Genomic DNA, 19,076 nt, shown 5'->3' with positions numbered 1-19,076 from the left:
TCGCTCCCTTCGCTCCGGAGCCCGGCCGAGGCCCGTCCTGAGCCCGTCCGGAGTCACTCCAAGTGGACGATCATCCTCGTATTGCCCAGGGTATTCGGTTTGACCCGAGCCAGGTCCAGGAACTCGGCGGTGCCCTCATCGTGCGAGCGCAGCAGTTCGCCGTAGACATCGGGCGATACGGGTGTGCCCTCGATCGCCTCGAAACCCAGGCCGGCGAAGAAGCTGGTCTCGAATGTCAGGCAGAACACCCGGGACACCCCGATCGCGCGGGCGTCGGCCAGCATCTGGGTGATGAGCGCCCGGCCCACCCCGCGGCGGCGGTAGTCCGGGTTCGTCGCGACCGTGCGGACCTCGGCCAGGTCGGTCCACAGCACGTGCAGGGCGGCACAGGCGACCAGGGTCTCCGTCCCGTCCGCGTGCAGGTCGACGACCAGTTGGAATTCCGGCAGGGCCTCGAAGTAGTTGACGTGGTCCTTCTCCACCAGGATCCGCTGGTCCACCAGCGGGGCGACCAGCGCACGGATCGCTGCGACATCGGCCACGCGGGCGCGGCGGATGTACAGGCCGCCGGGCAGCGGGCGCGGGGCGAAGTGGTCAGCGGAGTCGGTGTCGGCCGTCATGCGTTCATTCTTCCATTCGTCGGCGGTGGTCGTTTGGGGACCGTGGTGGTTCAGGCGAAGACCTCATCGTCCGTGCGCTGCGGGGCCAGGGCCAGACAGACCAGGCTGAGCAGGGACATGGCCACGAGCATGATGATGACGGACCAGATCGAGTGTGTCGCCCCGTACAGGCCGGTGGCCAGCAGTGGGGTCAGGCCCGACCAGATGGCCGCGGCCACGCTGTAGGAGAACGACAGGCTGGTCTGGCGCGATCCCGGTTTGAACATCTGCGACATGATCGCCGAGATGGGTGCCCAGGAGCCGTTGACGGCCACGCGGGTCAGGGCGAAGAGCAGGAAGATCAGCCAGACCGGGCCGGTGGACAGGGTGAGGAACATGGGAATGGACAGGGCGCAGAACACGAAGAGCGATACGGCCATGGTGCGCTTGCGTCCGATCTTGTCGGCGAACCAACCGATGATCAGGGTGGAGATCAATTCGCAGAAGGACGCCACTGACAGCACGCGCAGGAACAGATTGGCGTCCATATGGATATCGGACAGCTCGCCGGTGGCGTAGCTGGTGGCGAACGTTGTGATGACGTAGTACCCGGCACCGGAGATCGGCGTCAGGCCCACGGCCAACAGCATGGCAGGCCAGTTCTCCTTGATCGCCTGGACCAGGGGCAGTTTCGGCTTGTCGCCCGATGCCGCGCGGGCCGCCAGCTCCTGCTTGAACACCGGGGTCTCCTCGACCGTGCGGCGGACCCAGTAGCCCACGGCGATCAGCACGGCCGACACCAGGAAGGGGATGCGCCAGCCGCCGGATTCCAGGAATTCCGAGCCGTGCATGGTCAGCAGGGCGAAGATGCCCGATGACAGCAGGGCGCCCATCGCATTGCCCACCTGGGGGAAGGCACCGTAGAAGCCCTTGTACTTCTCCGGCGCGTTCTCCACGGCCAGCAGCACGGCGCCGCCCCATTCGCCGCCCACCGCCAGGCCCTGCACGACCCGCAGCAGCACCAACAGGATGGGAGCACCGGCGCCCAGGGTCTCGTAGACGGGCAGACAGCCCACCAGCATCGTGGACACACCCATGATGAGCAGGGTGAGCACCAGGGACTTCTGCCGCCCGATCCGGTCGCCGATGTGGCCGAACACGATCCCGCCCAGGGGCCGGACGAAGTAGCCGACCGCATAGGTGGCGAAGGACGCCAGGACTCCCACGAAGGCGTTCTGTTCGGGGAAGAACAGCTGTGGGAACACCAGCGCGGCGGCGGTCGCGTAGACGTAGAAGTCGTACCACTCGATCGAGGTTCCGACGAACGAGGCGACTCCGGCCTTCATCGCCTTCTTATGGCTGAATTCCGGGGGCCGGGGTGTGGCTACTGGGGCCTGGTTGGTCATAGTTCCTTCGCTGCCGCATCCACTGATGCATAACTTTTAGTAACAGTGGAAAACTATACACCTGAGGTTGCGCCCAGAGCCGCATCGATCCCGGTCAGGGCCATACACAGGGCCCCATCGCGCACGGCACGGTCGCCGGCCTCGGACACCGCGAAGCGCGCGAACTCCGGACTGTGCATGGGAGGACATCCCTCCCCCAGGCCCAGCATCGGATGGATCGCCCTGAACCGGTGGGACACATTGCCCATATCCGTCGACCCGGCCAGCGGCGAGGGCCCCGGCAACGGGCGCCCCAGTTCGGCCGAATGCGCGGCGAAGATCGCCTCGAGCTGTGGATCCGGCACGATGTCCAGATACGGTTTGCCGATCTCCTCGATCTCCACGGTGGCGCCGGCGGCCAGGGCGCCGGCGCGCAGGCAGCGCTGCAGGACCTTGTCGACGGCGGCCAGGGAATCCTGCGTACCGCCGCGGACCATGAACTCGGCTTCCGCCAGAGCGGGGATGACGTTCGAGGCGCTCCCACCCGAGTGCACCGCATAGTGGATCTGCTGGTCGGCCGCCAGCTGCTGACGGTTCAGACCGATCGCGGTGAGCGCCACCGTCAGCGCGTCCAGCGCGTTGACACCCTTCTGCGGGGCCATCGAGGCGTGGGCGGCGCGACCGTGGAAGCGCACCGTGTAGCCGGCGCAAGCGTAGGGCCGCATCCCGGTGGAATCGTGGTCGGCGGGGTGGATCATCATGGCGACCGAGGTCCCGGCGAAGGCGCCGGCGTCCAATAGGTCGATCTTGCCGCCGGTGGTCTCCTCGGCCGGGGTGCCCAGCAGGCGGACGGTGGCGTGCAGTTCGTCCGCCAGCGGGGCCAGGGCCGCGAAGGCGCCGGCGGCCGCTGCGGCGATGATGTTGTGCCCGCAGGCGTGGCCCACTCCGGGCAGCGCATCGTATTCCGCGCAGATGGTGATCCCGAAGTCCCCGGTACCGGCGGTGGCCAGTAGCGCAGTCTCCAGCCCGCCGATGCCGGTTGTCACCTGCGTGCCGGGAATACCCCGGGCGAATTCGGCCAGGTGGGCCAGAGCGTGGAACTCCTGCGAACCCGGTTCCGGATCGGCGTGGATGGTGTGGCTCAGGGTCACCAGAGCCGGTTCGATCCCGGTGATGGTCGCCCGGGCTGCTGTGGCCGGGGTGTTCTTCGGGTCGGTATTGCGCGTATCTGCTGGCATGGGTTCATTCTTCCACCGCCGAAACCGCGCCCGGTCGTTGCATCCGAGTGTGATGGGGCTTGCGTTAGGCTGAGGGAAACCTGTTATCGACAACATCGCCAAACACAGAATCCGCAAACAGAATCGCAGACCGCCGATGAATGATCAGACCCAACTCGTGGCCGCACAGATGGCCTACGACAATGAGAAGAAGACCCCCCTCCCCGCATGGCTGCTCTGGCTCTTCCTCGGTTCACTGGGCGCCCACCGCTATTATCTGGGCCGCACGGGCAGCGCCGTCACCATGACGATCCTCTACGCCATCGGCTGGATTCTGATCTGGTTCGTCGGCATCGGCCTGATTTTCTGGATCCCCGTGTGGATCTGGCTGATCATCGACGCCTTCCTCATCAACGGCATCATCAGGGAGGTCAATACGCGCAAGCAGCAGGAGATCTTCCGCCGCTACGGCGTGATGGCCCCGGGCGCCGGCGCCTCGCAGCCCGGCTACGCCTACCCCTCCCCACAGCAGATGCCGGGCGCACCGTCTCAGGGGCAGCTGCCGCAGGGCTACCCCGCAGCACAGAACTACCCCTCGGCTGGGATGCCCTACCCCTCGGCGGGCCAGGCCTATCCCTCGGCACCGGCCTACCCCTCGGCCCCGAATGCGCAGGGCTCGGCGCCCGCACCCCAAGCGCCCTCGGCACCGGCGGCCGGTTCGGCGCCGGTTCAGGGTTCTGCACCGGCGGCCGGCTCTGCCCCGCAGCCGAACGCGGCGCCGTCTGCGCCTCCCGTGTATCCTGCGACCGGTTCCCAGCCCGCCGGCTCCGCTCCGGGCTCGACCCCGGCAGCTCCGCAGTCCCCTTCGGGCCCGCCGGTGTTCGGGTCCGGAAACGCCCAGTGGCCGAACAACAACGTGCCCCCGGCCTCGGGCCCCAACCAATACTGAGCAAACCGCCACTGGGACGGCCGCTGCCGGCACCGCAGCGGTCGTTCCGGCCGCAGCGGCCACACCGCCGCCGAGGCGACACGAAAGGGGCCGGGCAACCAACTTCTTGGTTGCCCGGCCCCTTTCGTACGGTGCGAGGACGGTGCCGGCCCGCGCGGACCGGCACCTGGGCGCTTACTCGCCGGTGACCTCGGCGGAACCGAGTTCGGCGGTCGGCTCCTCGTCCGCGGGAGCGTCCGCACCCACGGCCACCGGAACCCGCTCATTGTCCTTCGCCTCGAAGGTGAACTTCGCGTCGCGGCCCTCGCCCTCGACGTCGACGGACACCGTCTGACCGGAGTGGATCTCATTGAACAGGATCCGCTCGGAAAGCTGGTCCTCGATCTCCTGCTGGATGGTCCGGCGCAGCGGCCGGGCGCCCAGCACGGGGTCGTAACCACGGTCGGCCAGCAGTTCCTTGGCGGCGTCGGAGACGACGATCGACATGGACTGATCGGCCAGGCGCTTGTTCACGCGGTCCAGGAACAGCGAGACGATCTGCAGGATCTCCGGCTTCTGCAGCTGCGGGAAGACGATGGTGTCGTCCACGCGGTTGAGGAACTCGGGACGGAAGTGCTGCTTGAGCTCTTCGTTGACCTTCTGCTTCATCCGGTCGTAGTTCGTGTCCACGTTCTCACCGGACTGGAAGCCCAGGGGTGTGCCGCGGTTGATGTCGCGGGTGCCCAGGTTCGTCGTCATGATGATGATCGTGTTCTTGAAGTCGACCTCGCGGCCCTGCGAATCCGTCAGACGTCCGTCTTCGAGGATCTGCAGCAGCGAGTTGAAGATGTCCGCGTGGGCCTTCTCCACCTCGTCGAACAGGACCACGCTGAAGGGCTTGCGGCGGACCTTTTCGGTCAGCTGGCCGCCCTCTTCGTAGCCCACGTAGCCGGGGGGCGAACCGAATAGACGCGAGACCGTGTGTTTCTCGGAGAACTCGCTCATGTCCAGGCTGATGAGCGAATCCTCATCGCCGAACAGGAACTCCGCCAGCGCCTTGGCCAGCTCGGTCTTGCCGACGCCCGTGGGGCCGGCGAAGATGAACGAACCGGATGGGCGGTTCGGGTCCTTCAGGCCGGCGCGCGTGCGGCGGATGGCCCGCGAGATCGACTTGATCGCCTCGTTCTGCCCGATGACGCGCTTGTGCAGTTCGTCCTCCATGCGCAGCAGGCGCGCGGATTCCTCTTCCGTCAGCTGGAACACCGGGATGCCCGTGGCAGATGCCAGGACTTCCGCGATGAGTTCCTCGTCGACCACGGCGGAGCCCTGGACGCCGTTGCGCCAATCGCGCTCCAGCTTCTCGCGCTCCTCCGTCAGCTGCTTCTCCGCATCGCGGCCCTCGGCTGCCTTCTCGAAGTCCTGGGCGTCGATCGCGGCCTCCTTGCGGTGGCGCGCATCGGCGATCTTCTCGTCCATGGCCTTGAGTTCCGGCGGCTCGGACAGGCGCTGGATGCGCAGCTTGGCGCCGGCCTCGTCGATCAGGTCGATCGCCTTGTCGGGGAGGAACCGGTCGTTGATGTAGCGATCGGACATGTTCACGGCCGCTGCCAGGGCGCCATCGGTGATGGTGACCTTGTGGTGCGCCTCGTACTTGTCGCGCAGGCCCTTGAGGATCTGGATCGCATCGGCCAGCGTGGGTTCGGGTACCTGGATCGGCTGGAAGCGGCGTTCCAGGGCCGCGTCCTTCTCGATGTTCTTGCGGTACTCGTCCAGCGTCGTCGCGCCGATCGTCTGCAGTTCGCCACGGGCCAGCATGGGCTTCAGGATCGAGGCCGCGTCGATCGCGCCCTCGGCCGCGCCCGCGCCCACCAGGGTGTGGATCTCGTCGATGAACAGGATGATGTCCCCGCGGGTGCGGATCTCCTTGAGCACCTTCTTCAGGCGTTCCTCGAAGTCACCGCGGTAGCGGGAGCCGGCCACCAGGGAGCCCAGGTCCAGCGTGTAGAGCTGTTTGTCCTTGAGCGTCTCCGGGACGTCGCCTGCGACGATCGCCTGTGCCAGGCCCTCGACCACTGCGGTCTTGCCGACGCCGGGTTCGCCGATCAGCACGGGGTTGTTCTTGGTGCGCCGCGACAGGATCTGCATCACGCGCAGCATCTGTTCCTTGCGGCCCACGACCGGGTCCAGCTTGCCCTCGCGCGCGGCGGCGGTGAGGTTGCGGCCGAACTGGTCGAGCACCAGCGAGCCCGAGGGCGTGCCCTCTTCGCGACCGCCGGCGGCCACGGGTTCCTTGCCCTGGTAGCCGGAGATCAGCTTGATGACTTCCTGGCGCACCTGGCCCAGGTCCGCGTCGAGCTTGACCAGGACCTGTGCTGCCACGCCCTCGCCCTCGCGGATCAGGCCCAGCAGGATGTGTTCGGTGCCGATGTAGGTGTGGCCCAGCTGCAGCGCTTCGCGCAGGCTCAGCTCCAGCACCTTCTTGGCGCGCGGGGTGAAGGGGATGTGGCCGGTGGGGGCCTGCTGCCCCTCGCCGATGATGTCGACGACCTGTTCGCGGACCTTGTCCAGGGTGATACCCATACCGTCCAGGGCCTTGGCCGCGATTCCCTCGCCCTCGTGGATGAGGCCCAGCAGGATGTGCTCCGTGCCGATGTAGTTGTGCTTCAGAAGCTTGGCTTCTTCCTGCGCCAAGACCACGACGCGACGGGCACGATCTGTAAACCGCTCAAACATGAGCCCTCCTCGAGTCAGTTGAGAGTCCGTTGATTTCTACGACTCTAAACCAGGTGACCCCGGGTTTTATTGCCATTTCGCCCTGGGCCGAAGGCGATTCAGCCAGGGGCGAAATGCAGGGGTGTGAGAGCCCTGCACGAGCCGCGACGCAGCACAGCAGCGGCCATTCCCATGTGGGTTTGCGTTTCAGTTCGACCTCATGCGGGACCGCTGCAGCGCTCACGGCCATCACACACGCGGCTGTCTGGCATCCGCCAATAACCAGAACACGGAGTACAGCACCACCCCGATGGCGGCCAGGGGGACACCCAACGAGCCGAAGGTCGAATATCCGGCCCAGACCGAACCGGCTTCTTCCGACGGCTCGAGCAAGAATCCGATGAGGAAGCTGGCTGCAAGTACTGTCACACTGCCCAGGGCCAGACCCATGATTCCAGCACCCTTTCGCAAAGCACATGAGACTCCTGATCCCAGGAGGCCCGGCACGAGGCAGCCCACGACGTGGAACACCGGATATCCACCAGGCTGGCTGACATCAGCGGCGCCGTCCACCGGGAAGAAGGTCAGGGCAAGAACCCCTGCGATCGTAAACGACAGGCCTCTGAGCATTACCACTACCGAGCTGCTTTCGCAGAAAAGTCATCCATGTCGGGGCCGCACCCGTTTCGCCTGATTGCCTTTCAGACCACCCCAAATCGCCAGCACTTGGCCGATCACGACGGCGAGCAGGGCCAGGCCCAACTCCCACCATCCCTGTGAGGCGCCTCCGCCTTCAAGTGAGGCATCAGCCTGATACCCCAACGCCACGAGGTAAACGCACGCGGCCACGACGCCAACGATTCCGACTCCGGTCACACACAGGCCTACTATCGTCTGCTTATTCACTCTTTACATTCCCTGTCTCTCTTGCTCTTGCGTGCGACACCGTATGGTCGCCTATTCGAAACCGACTCTGGACTTGTAGAGTCCAGTTCAGATAAACCAACCAACAGGGCCGGCGATTGGAACAAACACCACCGCACACACCCAGGCAGAACGAATTAGAATAGAACTTCTTCTTGAACGCGCGATCGATATGAATGCACACACAGCGAGGACCGTGATTGCAAGTGTCAACAATGCGATTAAGATGCCCGAACCACCAGGTTCCAACGGATTCACTTCAACTACTTTCGCTCAAGTATCTACTGGGGTCTAACAGACCTCAGCGCCAGTCTTCTAGATGCAAGCTGCTCCCGTGTCCCCCGATCGGGGGACATTTGGAGCCGCTGCAGGTACGTGCCAAAATCTATCCGTGAGACACCCCAAGCAGGTCCTGCTCAATCCCCACGTTCGCACCATCGCACAGAAGGTCTGGCGGTTCCTCCGGGGCCCGCGCACTGTCGACTTCCCCATTCGGATGGCCATCTTCAGTGAGAGTATTTTCTTTGCCCTGCCCGACAGAGGAGCCGAGTCCGACGATCTTCTCTATGTCGTTCTGAGGTCGGCTCTTCCGCTCTTTATGGTGTTGGCTGCGTTCTGTCCGACTGCGACAGTGATTTTCAGCGCCCTGGGCTACATCATCAGTGTCGCTGTCTATCCCGATTTCCTCTGCAGCTACGACATGCCTCTGTCCCTGGCAGTAGTGGTTTTCGCCAGCCGCGGTCGCTGGGTGTGGACGGCGATTGCCACTGCGGTGACTCTGGCTCTTTACCAGTTTGCGTCAGCGCTGGGAAACCCGGAGTTCGAGGGCCGCATCGACATATACTCGATTGCTATGGCGCTGCTATTCGTCATAGCAGGCTGGGTCGCCTGGTACATGGACAAGCGAATAGCGGAACTGATCCGAATCAATCGCGAGGAAGCTGCCGCTCATGCGCAGCAGATCGCCGACATGAAAATCGGGATAGCCATCGACACCCATGACACCTTCTCACACGTCCTGTCCGCCCAGGCAGCAATGATTCGCGAACTGGCCGGTGGGGACACGAAAGCCGTTGATCCTCGGCTACTGACTGAGCTGTCCATGATCACAGCCAGGGGCCGCCAGCAACTCTCGCAGATGCTGACCACACTCAAAGAAGGCGACACGGTCCAGGACCAACCGGCACAGCTGAGGGCAGAGGTTCACAATGCGCTGGCGTCCATTGCATCGGTAACCCGTACTGCAGGATTCTCCGTACAGATCTCCACCGGCACGATTCCCGAATACAGCAGCACCCCGTTCGCCCAGGCAGTGATCTTCATGGTCCACGAACTCGCAACGAACACCGTCAAGCACGCGGCTGACCATGAACGCTGTCTGATCAGCGTCGGACTCAACGATTCGGCCGGGCGGCACGTGCTTCGCCTGGAGGCCAGTAATCCCACCACCACACAGAGCGAGGCCGCACAGCCCTATACCCTGGCCCAGCGGGCCACCTCTTGGAATGGTGTCTGTTCCGCGTGGGTAGAACCCGGTGGCCTGTTTCGAGTCAGAATCGATCTGCCCGTGCCGAGGAATGACAATGAAATGTCCCCCGATCAAGGGACAAGCGGCAAGCCGATTCGTGCTCAGATGGATACATGCGCATGATCATTTCCATCATCCTCGCCTTATCAACCCATCCGCTACCAGCTTCACGCCAGAAGTACTGCAAGTGACTGCGAAACCAGGCCGGATCGTGGGGCCCGGGCAGCCCATTACCGCCATGGTCGTCGACAACGACGGCTGGGTGCGCCGTGGCGTATCCAATATCCTGGCCGCGGATCCTGAAATCACCGTCCTGGAACCCTGTCGGACCGCGCAGGACGGCATCGACACGTACAAGCGGCACCACCCCAGCGTGGTGCTGATGGACGTGGACTTCGGCCTGGACACGCTCAACGGCATCGACGCCACCGCTGCGATCATGGCCGCCGACCCCTGGGCCAATGTCATGCTGCTGACCACCATTACCCCGGGCCCGGGCCTGGCACGCGCGATCGACGCCGGCGCCAGGGCCACACTGGACAAGGACATGAACCCCGAATCCATCGTCACCGCCGTCAAAACCCTGGCCCGCGGCGGCCAGCCCACTGACTTCCACTCCCTGGGCCGTTCGCTGATGGTCAGCATGGACTTCCTCCCACAGGCCCCCATCGGGATTCCGCCGCTGTCGGATCAGGAGCGCCAGGTGCTCACCTTGCTCTACCAGGGCCAGAACTATCGGCAGATCGCAGAGGAAATGCGTGGGGTTGGAAACGGTGAAGACCTACACCAAGCGCATGATGGCGAAGTTCAATGTGAACAATCAACTGCAGTTGATCACCGCCGGCCTGCGCTACCGCTTCCTCTCCGTCTGACCCGCGCCACGCCCCTACCGAAGAACAAAGCGATCCCGGCATTCCACAGCTCTTCTAAGCTGTGGAATGCCGGGATCGCTTTGGCGTTCTACGAGGGACTACCTCAGTGAGCGGCCTTGTAGGCGTCCAGGATCGAGGCCTCGATACGGCCGCGGTCGGACACGTCGTAGCCGTTCTCCTTGGCCCACTTGCGCACCAGCTTGGTGTCAGGACCGGTCTTGTAGGTCGTCACGCCACTGTTGCGGGCGCGACCGGCGGACTGGCGCTGACGCGTCACGCGGCGGCCGGCTGCAATGTACGGGGCCAGGACCTCGCGCAGCTTATCCGCATTCTCCGAGGACAGTTCGATTTCATAATCGCCCTGGTCCACCGAGAAGCTTACAGTTTCCGCCGCCTTGCTGCCGTCCATATCATCGGTCAGGACCAGCTTCATTTCGCGTGCCATGGGCACCGTCCTTTGCTTTGTCTGCTACGTCTGGTTGTCCGGAGGCTTCAGCCGGCACATCCTGTGCACCGGCGCCTGCATCCATCTGATCGTAGTACTTCTCCATTTCCTTGCGCTCAATACTGTCGGCCTTGATGACGCTGCGCAGAACGTACCAGAAGACCAACCCCACACAGAGCGAAGGAAGAATTACCTTGATGTATTCCATACCCTACCCCAGATCGGCAGCGGATTAAAACAAATCCGGTGATCAGATGACATCAGTTCTCGATCGGCTTGACCAGCGGGAAAAGAATCGTATCGCGGATTCCCAGGCCGGTAATCGCCATGAGCAGGCGGTCCATACCCATACCCATACCGCCGGTGGGCGGCATACCGAATTCCATGGCGGTGAGGAAATCCTCATCCAAACGCATCGCCTCATCATCGCCCTGGGCCGCGTCCTTGGCCTGGGAGACGAAGCGCTCACGCTGGATCACCGGGTCGACCAGCTCCGAATAGCCCGTGGCCAGCTCGAAGCCCCGCACGTACAGGTCCCACTTCTCCACCACGCCGGGCTTGGAGCGGTGTTCGCGTGTCAGAGGCGAGGTATCGACGGGGAAGTCGATGACGAAGGTGGGCGCCCACAGCCGGTCGGAGTAGAAGTGCTCCCACAATTCCTCGACGTATTTGCCGTGCGAACGGAATACCCCGCCCATATCCACATTGTGTTCCGCGGCGATCGCTGCGAGTTCGTCAACCGTGGTCTCCGGGGTCACGGTGTGACCGGATTCCTCCGACAGCGAATCGTACATGCTGACAACGGCCCATTCCCCGCCGAAGTCGTATTCCGTGCCATCGGCCAGAGTCACCTTGTGCGAACCCGTTGCGTCCATTGCGGCGTTTTGAATGAGTTCCTTCGTCAAGGCGCCGATCGACTTGTAATCGCCATAGGCCTGATAGGCCTCCAGCATTGCGAATTCCGGCGAATGCGTGGAATCGGCGCCTTCATTGCGGAAATTGCGGTTGATCTCGAACACGCGTTCAAGACCGCCCACCACTGCCCGCTTCAAATACAGTTCCGGCGCGATACGCAGGAACAGTTCCATGTCATAGGCATTCATATGCGTGGAGAAGGGCCGAGCCGCGGCTCCCGAGGGAATCACCTGCAGCATGGGGGTTTCGATCTCCATGAAATCGTGTCCCGCGAAGGTGTGGCGCAGGGATTCCATCACCTTGGCGCGCGTCCGCACATTCTCCCGTGCAGCGGGACGCGTGATGAGGTCGACGTAGCGCTGGCGCACCCGCGTCTCCTCACTGAGTTCCGTGTGCATGGTGGGCAGGGGGCGCAGCGACTTGGCGGCCAGCGCCCACTCATCGGCCATCACGGACAGTTCCCCGCGCTTGGAGGCGATGACCCGGCCGTGCAGGAACACATGATCGCCCAGATCCACGTCCTGCTTCCAAGCGTCCAACCGCGCCTTGCCGACCTCGGCCAGGGACAGCATGCCCTGCAGCCGGGTGCCGTCGCCCTCCTGCAGCGTCACGAAGCACAGCTTGCCGGTGTTGCGCACGAAGACCACACGGCCCGTCACGCCCACCACGTCGTCCGTCTCCTGCCCCGGTTCCAGATCCGGGTGGGCCGCGCGGACCTGGGCCAGCGAATGCGTGCGCCCGACGGAGACCGGATAGGCCTGCTGCCCGGAATCCAACAGGCGCTGGCGCTTCTCCTTGCGGATGCGCAGCTGTTCTGGGTCCAGGTGTTCGGGGGTGTCCGTGGGCACATTCGTGCCGTGCTGGTCGTTCTCAGGCATGGTATAAGGCTACCAGCCGGTCACTCCAGCAAATCTGTGAGCCTGAGCGCCGTCTCGTCGCCGATCGTGCCGTTGGAAAGCGCCCTGGCCACCGTCGCACGCGCCAATGCCCGGTACGTCGAGGCGATGGTCGTCGACCCCTGTGTCACCGCCAGTTCGTCCAGGGCCTGCAGGTGGGCCGCCACAGTGTCCACATCCCCGCGGCTGACCGGACCGGTCAACGCCCTGGGACCGGTCTGCAGGGTGTTCGAGACCGCAGCGTCGACCAGCGAGTGCAGCACCCTGGCGGGGTCCTCGACACCGACTTGACCCAGGATGTCCAGGGCCTGCGCGATGACGACCGAGGTGTGGTTGGCCGCATGGGTGATCGCCGCGTGGTAGAGCGCCCGGTCGGCCTGGGCCACCACGATCGGCTCCGCCCCGATCTCCACGACCAGCGCTTGGCCGATCGGCAGCACCGTCTTGGCGCCGGTGACCGCGATGGTCGCCTGCCGCAGCCGGGGCAGGTCCATCGAGGTGCCCGTGAACGTCAGTGAGGGATGCAGGGCCAGCACGATCGCACCGCCCGCGCGGGCCGGTTCGAGCACCTCGGTGCCGTAGCGGCCGGCGCAGTGCATGACGATCTGTCCGGGCTTGAAGCGACCCAGTTTGGCCAGGCCCGCGACCAGGCCGGGCAGTTCATCGTCGGGAACCGTGAACAGCACGAGTTCGGCGCGTTCGACGATCGTCTCCACGTCCAACTGCGGCACCTCGGGCAGCATCGCATCCGCTCGGTCGCGGCTGGCCTGGGACCCGGCGGATACTCCGATCACCGCGTGCCCGGCCCCGCGCAGGGCCGCGCCCATGACGACTCCGACCCGGCCCGCACCAACAATGCCCACGCCCAGGCGGGTCTCGTCCTCGTGGTTCATCCCCGACTCCCCTTCACAGATACTCGTTTCACTTGCATTCCCTCATATACGTGCCCGCCCGTCCATCAGATCGCGGGCCCGTTGGGTGCGCGCGCCCAGGGCCATGAACATGTTCTGCGCCGAAACCGGGTCCACATGCAGAATCCGCGGTTGGATGGGACCCGCGGTCGAATGCAGTTCGATCGTCATCAGGTGGAACCTCCGCTGCAGCGGCCCCTGTTCCAGGCGCAGCGACTGCACCCTGGCATAGGGGACGAAGACGACCCAGCGGTGCAGTCTGCCGCCCCGGATCACCTCCATGTGTTCCAGCGGCGCCGAACCGTTGCGCTTATAGGTCAGCGGATCCAGCCAGCGGGCCACCGCAGGTGATGCCCCGAAGCCCGTATTGCCGGGCTTGCGGTGGTCGGTCGAATCCATCGCGTCGAAGATGAACTCACGAGCGTCGGCGCGCCCCGGGTCCGGCAGCGCCAGGCCCAGCAGCATGAGCGCCTGTTCCCTGCTGCCCACCGGCAGCAGCACCGTCTGGATCGACTTGGCATCGGCGACATCGCTACCACCGGCGAAGTTGTATTCGACCTTCCACCAGTCCGGGCCACGCCACAGCAGGGGCTGGCTCACCCGCACCGCCTGGATCCGGTCGAGCGGAATGACGCGGCGCACGGTGGTCGTCAGTCCCGTGGTGATGGTCAGCCCGTCGGCGGTCAGGGCCACAGAGAAGTTCGCGTACTGCAGGCCGGATTTGGCCTGCGCATAGAACACGGAGACGAAAGCGATCACGATCGGTATCGCCGCGCTCAATAAGGCGCCCAGGGCCTCACCGCCGGCTATGGACACCGCGATAATCACACCGATTATCACTGCCAGGATGAAGAGGACACCCACGATCGTGCCCGCGCTCAGCAGTTGGGAGAGCAGTACCTGATGGGCCGGGATCCGCAGCAGCCGGCCGGCGGCGTCGACCCGCGGGTCGACGGTGTAAGCGGCCAGGGCCTCGCGCAGGGTGCCCTCGATGTCCTGGCCGACGGCCTGGCCGGTGTGCGCCAGCCCCGCCAGCAGGCGCGAACCCACCGAAGTGCCGCGCTCCCCCGTCGCGTCGGCCGGTCCGGCGGACTGCGTGGCGCCGGGGAAGGTCTGAGCGCCCGGGGCCGAGGCGCCACCCGGCTGTGCGCCCGCACCCGGGCTGAGGCGCGGGGCAGCGCCCGGAGCCGCACCGGGACCGGTGCCGGGTCCCGGATCCGGAACCGCGGGCCCGCCCGGCCCCGGTCTCGTGCCCTGCGGCTGAGTAGCGCCCTGGGCTGTGCCGACTGCCGGCTGTTCCCCGGCCTTGGCCGCGCGCACCCTGGCGAGCATCTCATCGCGCAGTTCGAAGGCCTCGGCGCGGCGCAGATAGCCGATGGCGATGTTCGAGTTCTTGCCGCCGGCCACATCGAAGTTCAGGGTCGCCAGGCCCACGATCCGCGCCAGCAGCGGCTGGTTGACGTCGATCGCCTGCACCCGGTCCAGCCGGGCGGAGCGCTGTTTCTTCGACAGCACCCCCTGGTGCAGGTAGACGGCGTCACTGCCCAGCCGGAACCGGGTGTACTTCCAGGTCAGCCAGTTGCCGCCCACCACAAGCGCCAGCACCACCACGAGCACGGCCAGGCCGGCCAGCAGGTACAGCGGATTGTCCGCCGCCCAGCGCCAGATCGCCTTGGTGGGCGGTTCATCGTGTTGGAGATAGGCCTCCACCTGGTCCTGGATGAGCTGGTGGGCGTTCGCCACGGCCACCGCCACGATCGCCACGGCGACGATCACGGTGCGCACCACCGGGGTCAGCGGGTGGACGTGGCGCCAACCGTTGGTATCCGCGTGCTCGGTCATCGTCGATCACAACCCTGCCAGGCGGTGCTCGCCACGGGCTGCCAGCTCATTGCGCAGCGCATCCGCGCGGGCCCTGGTCAAACCGGGGATGACGGCATCGGATTTCGCCGAGGCCGTGTGCAGTTCCACCGTCGCCAGGCCCAGCAGCCGCTCCAGCGGTCCCTGCCCCACATCGACGAACTGCAGCCGGCCCAGGGGCACGATCGTGGTGCGCTGGAACATGATGCCGCGCTGGATCAGCAGGTCGGTCTCGCCCACCCGGAATCCCATCCGGCGCACCTGGCGGGGGATCAGCACGGCCAGCCAGCCGAACAGCACCACGGTGATCAGGGCCTCGGCGGCCACGATCGGCCAGGCCCAGGATTGCCAAACGGCCAGCACGATGGTCGCGGCGATCACCACCAGCGGCAGCAGCAGCAGCCAGCCCGCCAGGCCGATCAGCCGCAGGCCGACCAGGCGACGGCTCAGCGGCTCCAAGTTCTGCTCCTCCCGCTCCAGCGTGTTCACCGGCGGCTCGGAGGGCCTGCCCGGCACCGCAGCAGAGGGATCATAGGGGGAACTGTGGGAGGGCATATTCGTCTCATTCATGCTGGATCGGCCTCCGGACCGCTCAGACCGGTGTCACGACCCTGGGACTCCCGGCGTTTGCGTTCGATCTCCCGGGGGTCGTCCGGGGGCAGGCGGCAGAACCATTCGACGATCAGACCGACGATGAGCAGGACGACGGCCGCCAGGAATGCCGCTGCGTAGGGTATGGCCAGATGCACGCGCAGCACATCGGTGCTGATGAGCAGGTAGAGCAGGTGGCCGCCGTAGAAGCCGGTCAGGATCGCGCCGGCGAAGGCCGCGGCGCGTGCCATGATCGCCACCCGGGCCGCGCGCAACGGGTCCATCACCTCTTTGCGGTCCCCGTCGTTCCAGCGTTTGATCGGCAGGCCCAGGATCAACAGGACCAGGGAGAGCAGCACCATCCCGCCGATCGCCGGCCACGGTGCCGGGGGCAGTTGGCGTCCGGTCGATTCCAGCACGTAGCACAGGCAGCCACCGGCCACGAGGCCCACGAGTCCCCACAGCACCAGGGAAAGCGGGCGGATCTTGTTCATCGGTCCTTCTCGGGTCCTTCGGGTTATGGTCCTGCGGTCTGTGGTCCTATCAGTTCAGACGGTTCTGTTGAGACGGCGAATGCCCTGACCGGCCAGCTCAGCGGCCCGCCTGGTCACCTCCACGGTAGCAGTGTCGGGGTCGCTCGCATCGGTTCGAGTGATCGCCGCGGCGCGCAGCCGTGCGGCCGGACGCAGTTCGGCCCAGGGGGCCAACACGAAGGCACGGCCCGCGGCCTGCGGGTGTGGCAGGGTCAGCACCGGATCGGAACTCATGATCTGCACCAGCGGGTCGTCGATGTCCTGCGAGGCGTCGGTCACCCGGATCAGGTCGATGTCCAGGGTGCGCGGCCCCCAGTGCACCAGGCGGCGCCTGCCGTGGGCCAGTTCGATCCCCTGGCACACCGCCAGGAGTTCGCGCGGGCTCAGGGAGCTGGTCACCAGTGCGGCGGCGTTGACGAAGTCGTCCTGTTCCACTCCGCCGACCGGTGCGGTGGAGTACTTCGAGCTGATGGCCTCGACGCTGATCCGCGGGTGTTCGGCCAGGGCCTCAAGGGCAGCGTCCAGGGTGTCGGCGGAGCTGCCCATATTCGACCCGAGCGACAGCACTGCGCGGATCAACTGGGGGCGAACGGCGCGCCGGGTCCGCTCCACGTGCACGGCCACATCGTCGAAGCTGCGCTGGATCGGGGCGTGCGGTTTGTGGACGGTGACCTCGACGCGTTCGGCCTTCGTCAGGCAGTGTTCGGCGATGGTCCCGGCCAGGGTCTCGATCAGGTCGAAGGGCTCACCCTCGACGATCGCCGCGACCTCCTCCGCCAGGCCGCCGTAGTCCACGGTGTCGGCCAGGTCGTCACTGCCGGCGGCTGGGGCCAGGTCCGCATGCAGCACGACGTCGACGATGAAGTCCTGGCCGTCGCGCTTCTCGTGGTCGAATACGCCGTGGTAGCCGAAGACCTTGAGGCCGGTGAGCTCGATCCGGTCCAGGGGCTGGTTCATCGGGCGGTCCCTTCATCGTGGTGGGAGGTGGTGGGCACCTGATCGCGCCCTGCCAGGTCGATCGCGTGCACCACTGCGGCCGCGATCGCCGAGGCCCTGGGTTCGTGCACGCGCACCGCCCAGGCGCCCGCGCGCGCGGACACGGCTGTGATGGCGGCGGTGGCGGCGTCTCGGTCCGCCTCGCTGACCGAGCCCGGGTCCTGCGGGTCGATCAGCCGGGCCAGGAAGCGTTTGCGGGATCCTGCGACCAACAGCCGGTAGGGCAATTGGACGAACTCGTCCAGGCCGGCCAGCAGCTGCCAGTTGTGTTCGGCGTGCTTGGCAAACCCCAGTCCAGGATCCAGGATGATCCGCTGCGCCGATACCCCGGCGTCCAGTGCGGCGGTGACGCGTTCGCGCAACTCGGATCGGACTTCGCCGACGACGTCCCGGTAAGTGTAGACGGCGTGTTTATCGCTTAAGTACCCGCGCCAGTGCATGAGCACCAGGTCAGCGCCGGACTGGGCCGCCAGGGGCAACATGGCGGGTTCGCTCTGGCCGGAGGAGACGTCGTTGAGGATCGTGGCGCCGGCTTCCAGGGCGGCCGCGCCGGTGGCCGCGCGCATCGTGTCGATGCTGATCACGGCCCCGGCCGCCGCCAGTTCGCGCACGACGGGGACGACCCGGCGGATCTCCTCGTCCGGGTCCACCCGTGCCGCACCCGGCCGGGTCGATTCGCCGCCCACGTCGATGATGTCAGCGCCGCCGGCCATGAGCTCCAGGCCGTGCGCGATCGCCGCTGCCTGGTCGAAGTAGCGACCCCCGTCGGAGAAGGAATCGGGCGTCACATTGAGCACGCCCATGATCTGGGTCCGCCCCGCCGCCGTGGCCGCCTTGCCCGGCTGGGGTGTCGCGGTCGCCTCGCCGGGCCGGGAACCCGTGCTGTCGCCCACCGTCACTTGCCCAGGATCAGGCTCATGGCCTCGGCCCGGCTGGCGGGATCGCGCAGCTGGCCGCGGACGGCCGAGGTGGTGGTCGTGGCGCCGGCCTTCTGCACTCCGCGCATCGACATGCACAGGTGTTCGGCCTCGATCACGACGATCACCCCGCGCGGGTTGAGGTGTTCGACCAGGGCGTTGGCGATCTGGCTGGTCAGGCGCTCCTGGACCTGGGGGCGCCTGGCATAGATCTCCACCAGCCGTGCCAGTTTGGACAGCCCCGTGACATTGCCCTCCTTGCCGGGGATGTAGCCCACATGGGCGACCCCGTGGAAGGGCAGCAGATGGTGTTCGCAGGTCGAGTACATCTCGATATTGCGCACGAGCACCATCTCGTCGTAGCCCACATCGAAGTTCACGCCCAGGACTTCGGAGGCGTCCTTGCTCAGGCCCGCGAACATCTCCTCATAGGCCCTGGCCACCCGGCCGGGGGTGTTGAGGAGCCCATCGCGATCCGGGTCCTCCCCGATCGCGTAGAGGATTTCGCGGACTGCTGCTTCGATGCGGGGCTGATCGACCATGCTGCCTTCTTCGGTTTCGGCTGGGAGGAGTGAACGGGCGGCCGGGTGGCTCAGTGCTGCGGACCCGTGGGGCCCTGGCCCGGTTCACCGGGTTGCCCGGGGTGGCCGGGCTGCTGCGGGCCGGGCTGAGAACCAGGTTCCTGCGGCGGGTACTGCTGACCCGGCTGCGAGGGGTACGGACCTCCCGGGTAGCCCTGCCCCGGCTGCCCTGGGTAGCCCGATCCGGGCTGCGAACCGTAAGGACCCGGCTGACCCGGGTAGCCCGATCCCGGCTGCGAACCGTAGGAGCCCGGGTAACCCTGTCC

General features: G+C 65.9%; 19 protein-coding genes. 3 read left to right on the top strand and 16 right to left on the bottom strand.

Features of this window, described 5'->3' with window-relative positions; genetic code table 11:
- Positions 1–53 precede the first annotated feature (53 nt).
- From NQ038_RS01405 to NQ038_RS01395, 3 genes are read right to left on the bottom strand one after another with little or no spacing between them, the layout of a single operon-like run.
- Positions 54–620: an amino-acid N-acetyltransferase gene (locus tag NQ038_RS01405; protein ID WP_257048199.1), complete on the bottom strand. Its 567-nt coding sequence runs from the start codon at positions 618–620 to the stop codon at positions 54–56.
- Between the two features lie 50 nt (positions 621–670).
- Positions 671–2,005: an MFS transporter gene (locus NQ038_RS01400; RefSeq protein ID WP_257061610.1), complete on the bottom strand. Its 1,335-nt coding sequence runs from the start codon at positions 2,003–2,005 to the stop codon at positions 671–673.
- A 53-nt stretch (positions 2,006–2,058) separates the two neighbouring features.
- Positions 2,059–3,222, bottom strand: a complete 1,164-nt coding sequence (locus NQ038_RS01395) for an amidohydrolase (protein WP_257048196.1) — start codon at positions 3,220–3,222, stop codon at positions 2,059–2,061.
- Positions 3,223–3,358: 136 nt separating this feature from the next.
- Between NQ038_RS01395 and NQ038_RS15345 the strand changes: the two genes are divergently transcribed.
- Positions 3,359–4,150 (top strand): TM2 domain-containing protein, encoded by a 792-nt coding sequence (locus NQ038_RS15345; RefSeq protein WP_306427588.1) that lies wholly within the window; start codon positions 3,359–3,361, stop codon positions 4,148–4,150.
- Positions 4,151–4,324: 174 nt separating this feature from the next.
- Here NQ038_RS15345 and NQ038_RS01380 read toward each other — a convergent pair whose 3' ends face one another.
- The 3 genes from NQ038_RS01380 to NQ038_RS15535 form a co-directional block, all read right to left on the bottom strand.
- Positions 4,325–6,862 carry an ATP-dependent Clp protease ATP-binding subunit gene (locus NQ038_RS01380; protein WP_257048194.1) on the bottom strand — a complete coding sequence of 846 codons (2,538 nt, stop codon included), beginning with the start codon at positions 6,860–6,862 and terminating at the stop codon, positions 4,325–4,327.
- Positions 6,863–7,090: 228 nt separating this feature from the next.
- Positions 7,091–7,477 (bottom strand): hypothetical protein, encoded by a 387-nt coding sequence (locus NQ038_RS01375; protein ID WP_257048193.1) that lies wholly within the window; start codon positions 7,475–7,477, stop codon positions 7,091–7,093.
- Positions 7,478–7,834: 357 nt separating this feature from the next.
- Positions 7,835–7,951: a PLDc N-terminal domain-containing protein gene (locus tag NQ038_RS15535; protein WP_373456762.1), complete on the bottom strand. Its 117-nt coding sequence runs from the start codon at positions 7,949–7,951 to the stop codon at positions 7,835–7,837.
- 205 nt (positions 7,952–8,156) lie between these two features.
- Between NQ038_RS15535 and NQ038_RS01370 the strand changes: the two genes are divergently transcribed.
- Entirely contained in the window at positions 8,157–9,416 is a 1,260-nt protein-coding gene (locus tag NQ038_RS01370) for a sensor histidine kinase (protein WP_257061608.1), read from the top strand.
- Positions 9,417–9,480: 64 nt separating this feature from the next.
- On the top strand, positions 9,481–10,275 hold the full coding sequence (locus NQ038_RS01365; protein ID WP_257061607.1) for a response regulator transcription factor: 795 nt from the start codon (positions 9,481–9,483) through the stop codon (positions 10,273–10,275).
- Here the strand turns inward: NQ038_RS01365 and NQ038_RS01360 are convergent.
- The 10 genes from NQ038_RS01360 to folE form a co-directional block, all read right to left on the bottom strand.
- On the bottom strand, positions 10,269–10,610 hold the full coding sequence (locus tag NQ038_RS01360; RefSeq protein ID WP_257048187.1) for an Lsr2 family protein: 342 nt from the start codon (positions 10,608–10,610) through the stop codon (positions 10,269–10,271). The two genes, NQ038_RS01365 and NQ038_RS01360, sit on opposite strands and share 7 nt — an antisense overlap.
- Positions 10,576–10,818, bottom strand: a complete 243-nt coding sequence (locus tag NQ038_RS01355; protein ID WP_257058193.1) for a hypothetical protein — start codon at positions 10,816–10,818, stop codon at positions 10,576–10,578. Before NQ038_RS01355 ends, NQ038_RS01360 begins: the two co-directional genes overlap by 35 nt.
- A gap of 52 nt (positions 10,819–10,870) precedes the next feature.
- Positions 10,871–12,403, bottom strand: coding sequence for a lysine--tRNA ligase (gene lysS, locus NQ038_RS01350; RefSeq protein WP_257058191.1), 1,533 nt, complete (start codon positions 12,401–12,403; stop codon positions 10,871–10,873).
- A 20-nt stretch (positions 12,404–12,423) separates the two neighbouring features.
- Positions 12,424–13,314 (bottom strand): Rossmann-like and DUF2520 domain-containing protein, encoded by an 891-nt coding sequence (locus NQ038_RS01345; protein WP_257048184.1) that lies wholly within the window; start codon positions 13,312–13,314, stop codon positions 12,424–12,426.
- A 42-nt stretch (positions 13,315–13,356) separates the two neighbouring features.
- Positions 13,357–15,174, bottom strand: coding sequence for a PH domain-containing protein (locus NQ038_RS15340; RefSeq protein WP_306427586.1), 1,818 nt, complete (start codon positions 15,172–15,174; stop codon positions 13,357–13,359).
- A gap of 6 nt (positions 15,175–15,180) precedes the next feature.
- Entirely contained in the window at positions 15,181–15,762 is a 582-nt protein-coding gene (locus NQ038_RS01330) for a PH domain-containing protein (RefSeq protein ID WP_257061604.1), read from the bottom strand.
- Positions 15,759–16,277, bottom strand: a complete 519-nt coding sequence (locus NQ038_RS01325; protein WP_257048181.1) for a DUF3180 domain-containing protein — start codon at positions 16,275–16,277, stop codon at positions 15,759–15,761. The genes NQ038_RS01330 and NQ038_RS01325 overlap by 4 nt, the downstream gene beginning before the upstream one ends.
- A 54-nt stretch (positions 16,278–16,331) precedes the next feature.
- Entirely contained in the window at positions 16,332–17,273 is a 942-nt protein-coding gene (folK, locus tag NQ038_RS01320) for a 2-amino-4-hydroxy-6-hydroxymethyldihydropteridine diphosphokinase (RefSeq protein WP_257048180.1), read from the bottom strand.
- Positions 17,270–18,115: a dihydropteroate synthase gene (gene folP / locus NQ038_RS01315; RefSeq protein ID WP_257061640.1), complete on the bottom strand. Its 846-nt coding sequence runs from the start codon at positions 18,113–18,115 to the stop codon at positions 17,270–17,272. Before folP ends, folK begins: the two co-directional genes overlap by 4 nt.
- A gap of 92 nt (positions 18,116–18,207) precedes the next feature.
- On the bottom strand, positions 18,208–18,771 hold the full coding sequence (folE, locus tag NQ038_RS01310; RefSeq protein WP_257061602.1) for a GTP cyclohydrolase I FolE: 564 nt from the start codon (positions 18,769–18,771) through the stop codon (positions 18,208–18,210).
- Positions 18,772–19,076: the final 305 nt, after the last annotated feature.

The sequence above is a fragment of the Brevibacterium sp. 50QC2O2 genome, from assembly GCF_024580675.1.
In the GTDB taxonomy this organism is placed as follows: Bacteria; Actinomycetota; Actinomycetes; order Actinomycetales; family Brevibacteriaceae; genus Brevibacterium; species Brevibacterium moorei.
The sequence above is the reverse complement of the archived record's forward strand: the minus strand, read 5'-3'. Positions and strand labels throughout refer to the sequence as shown.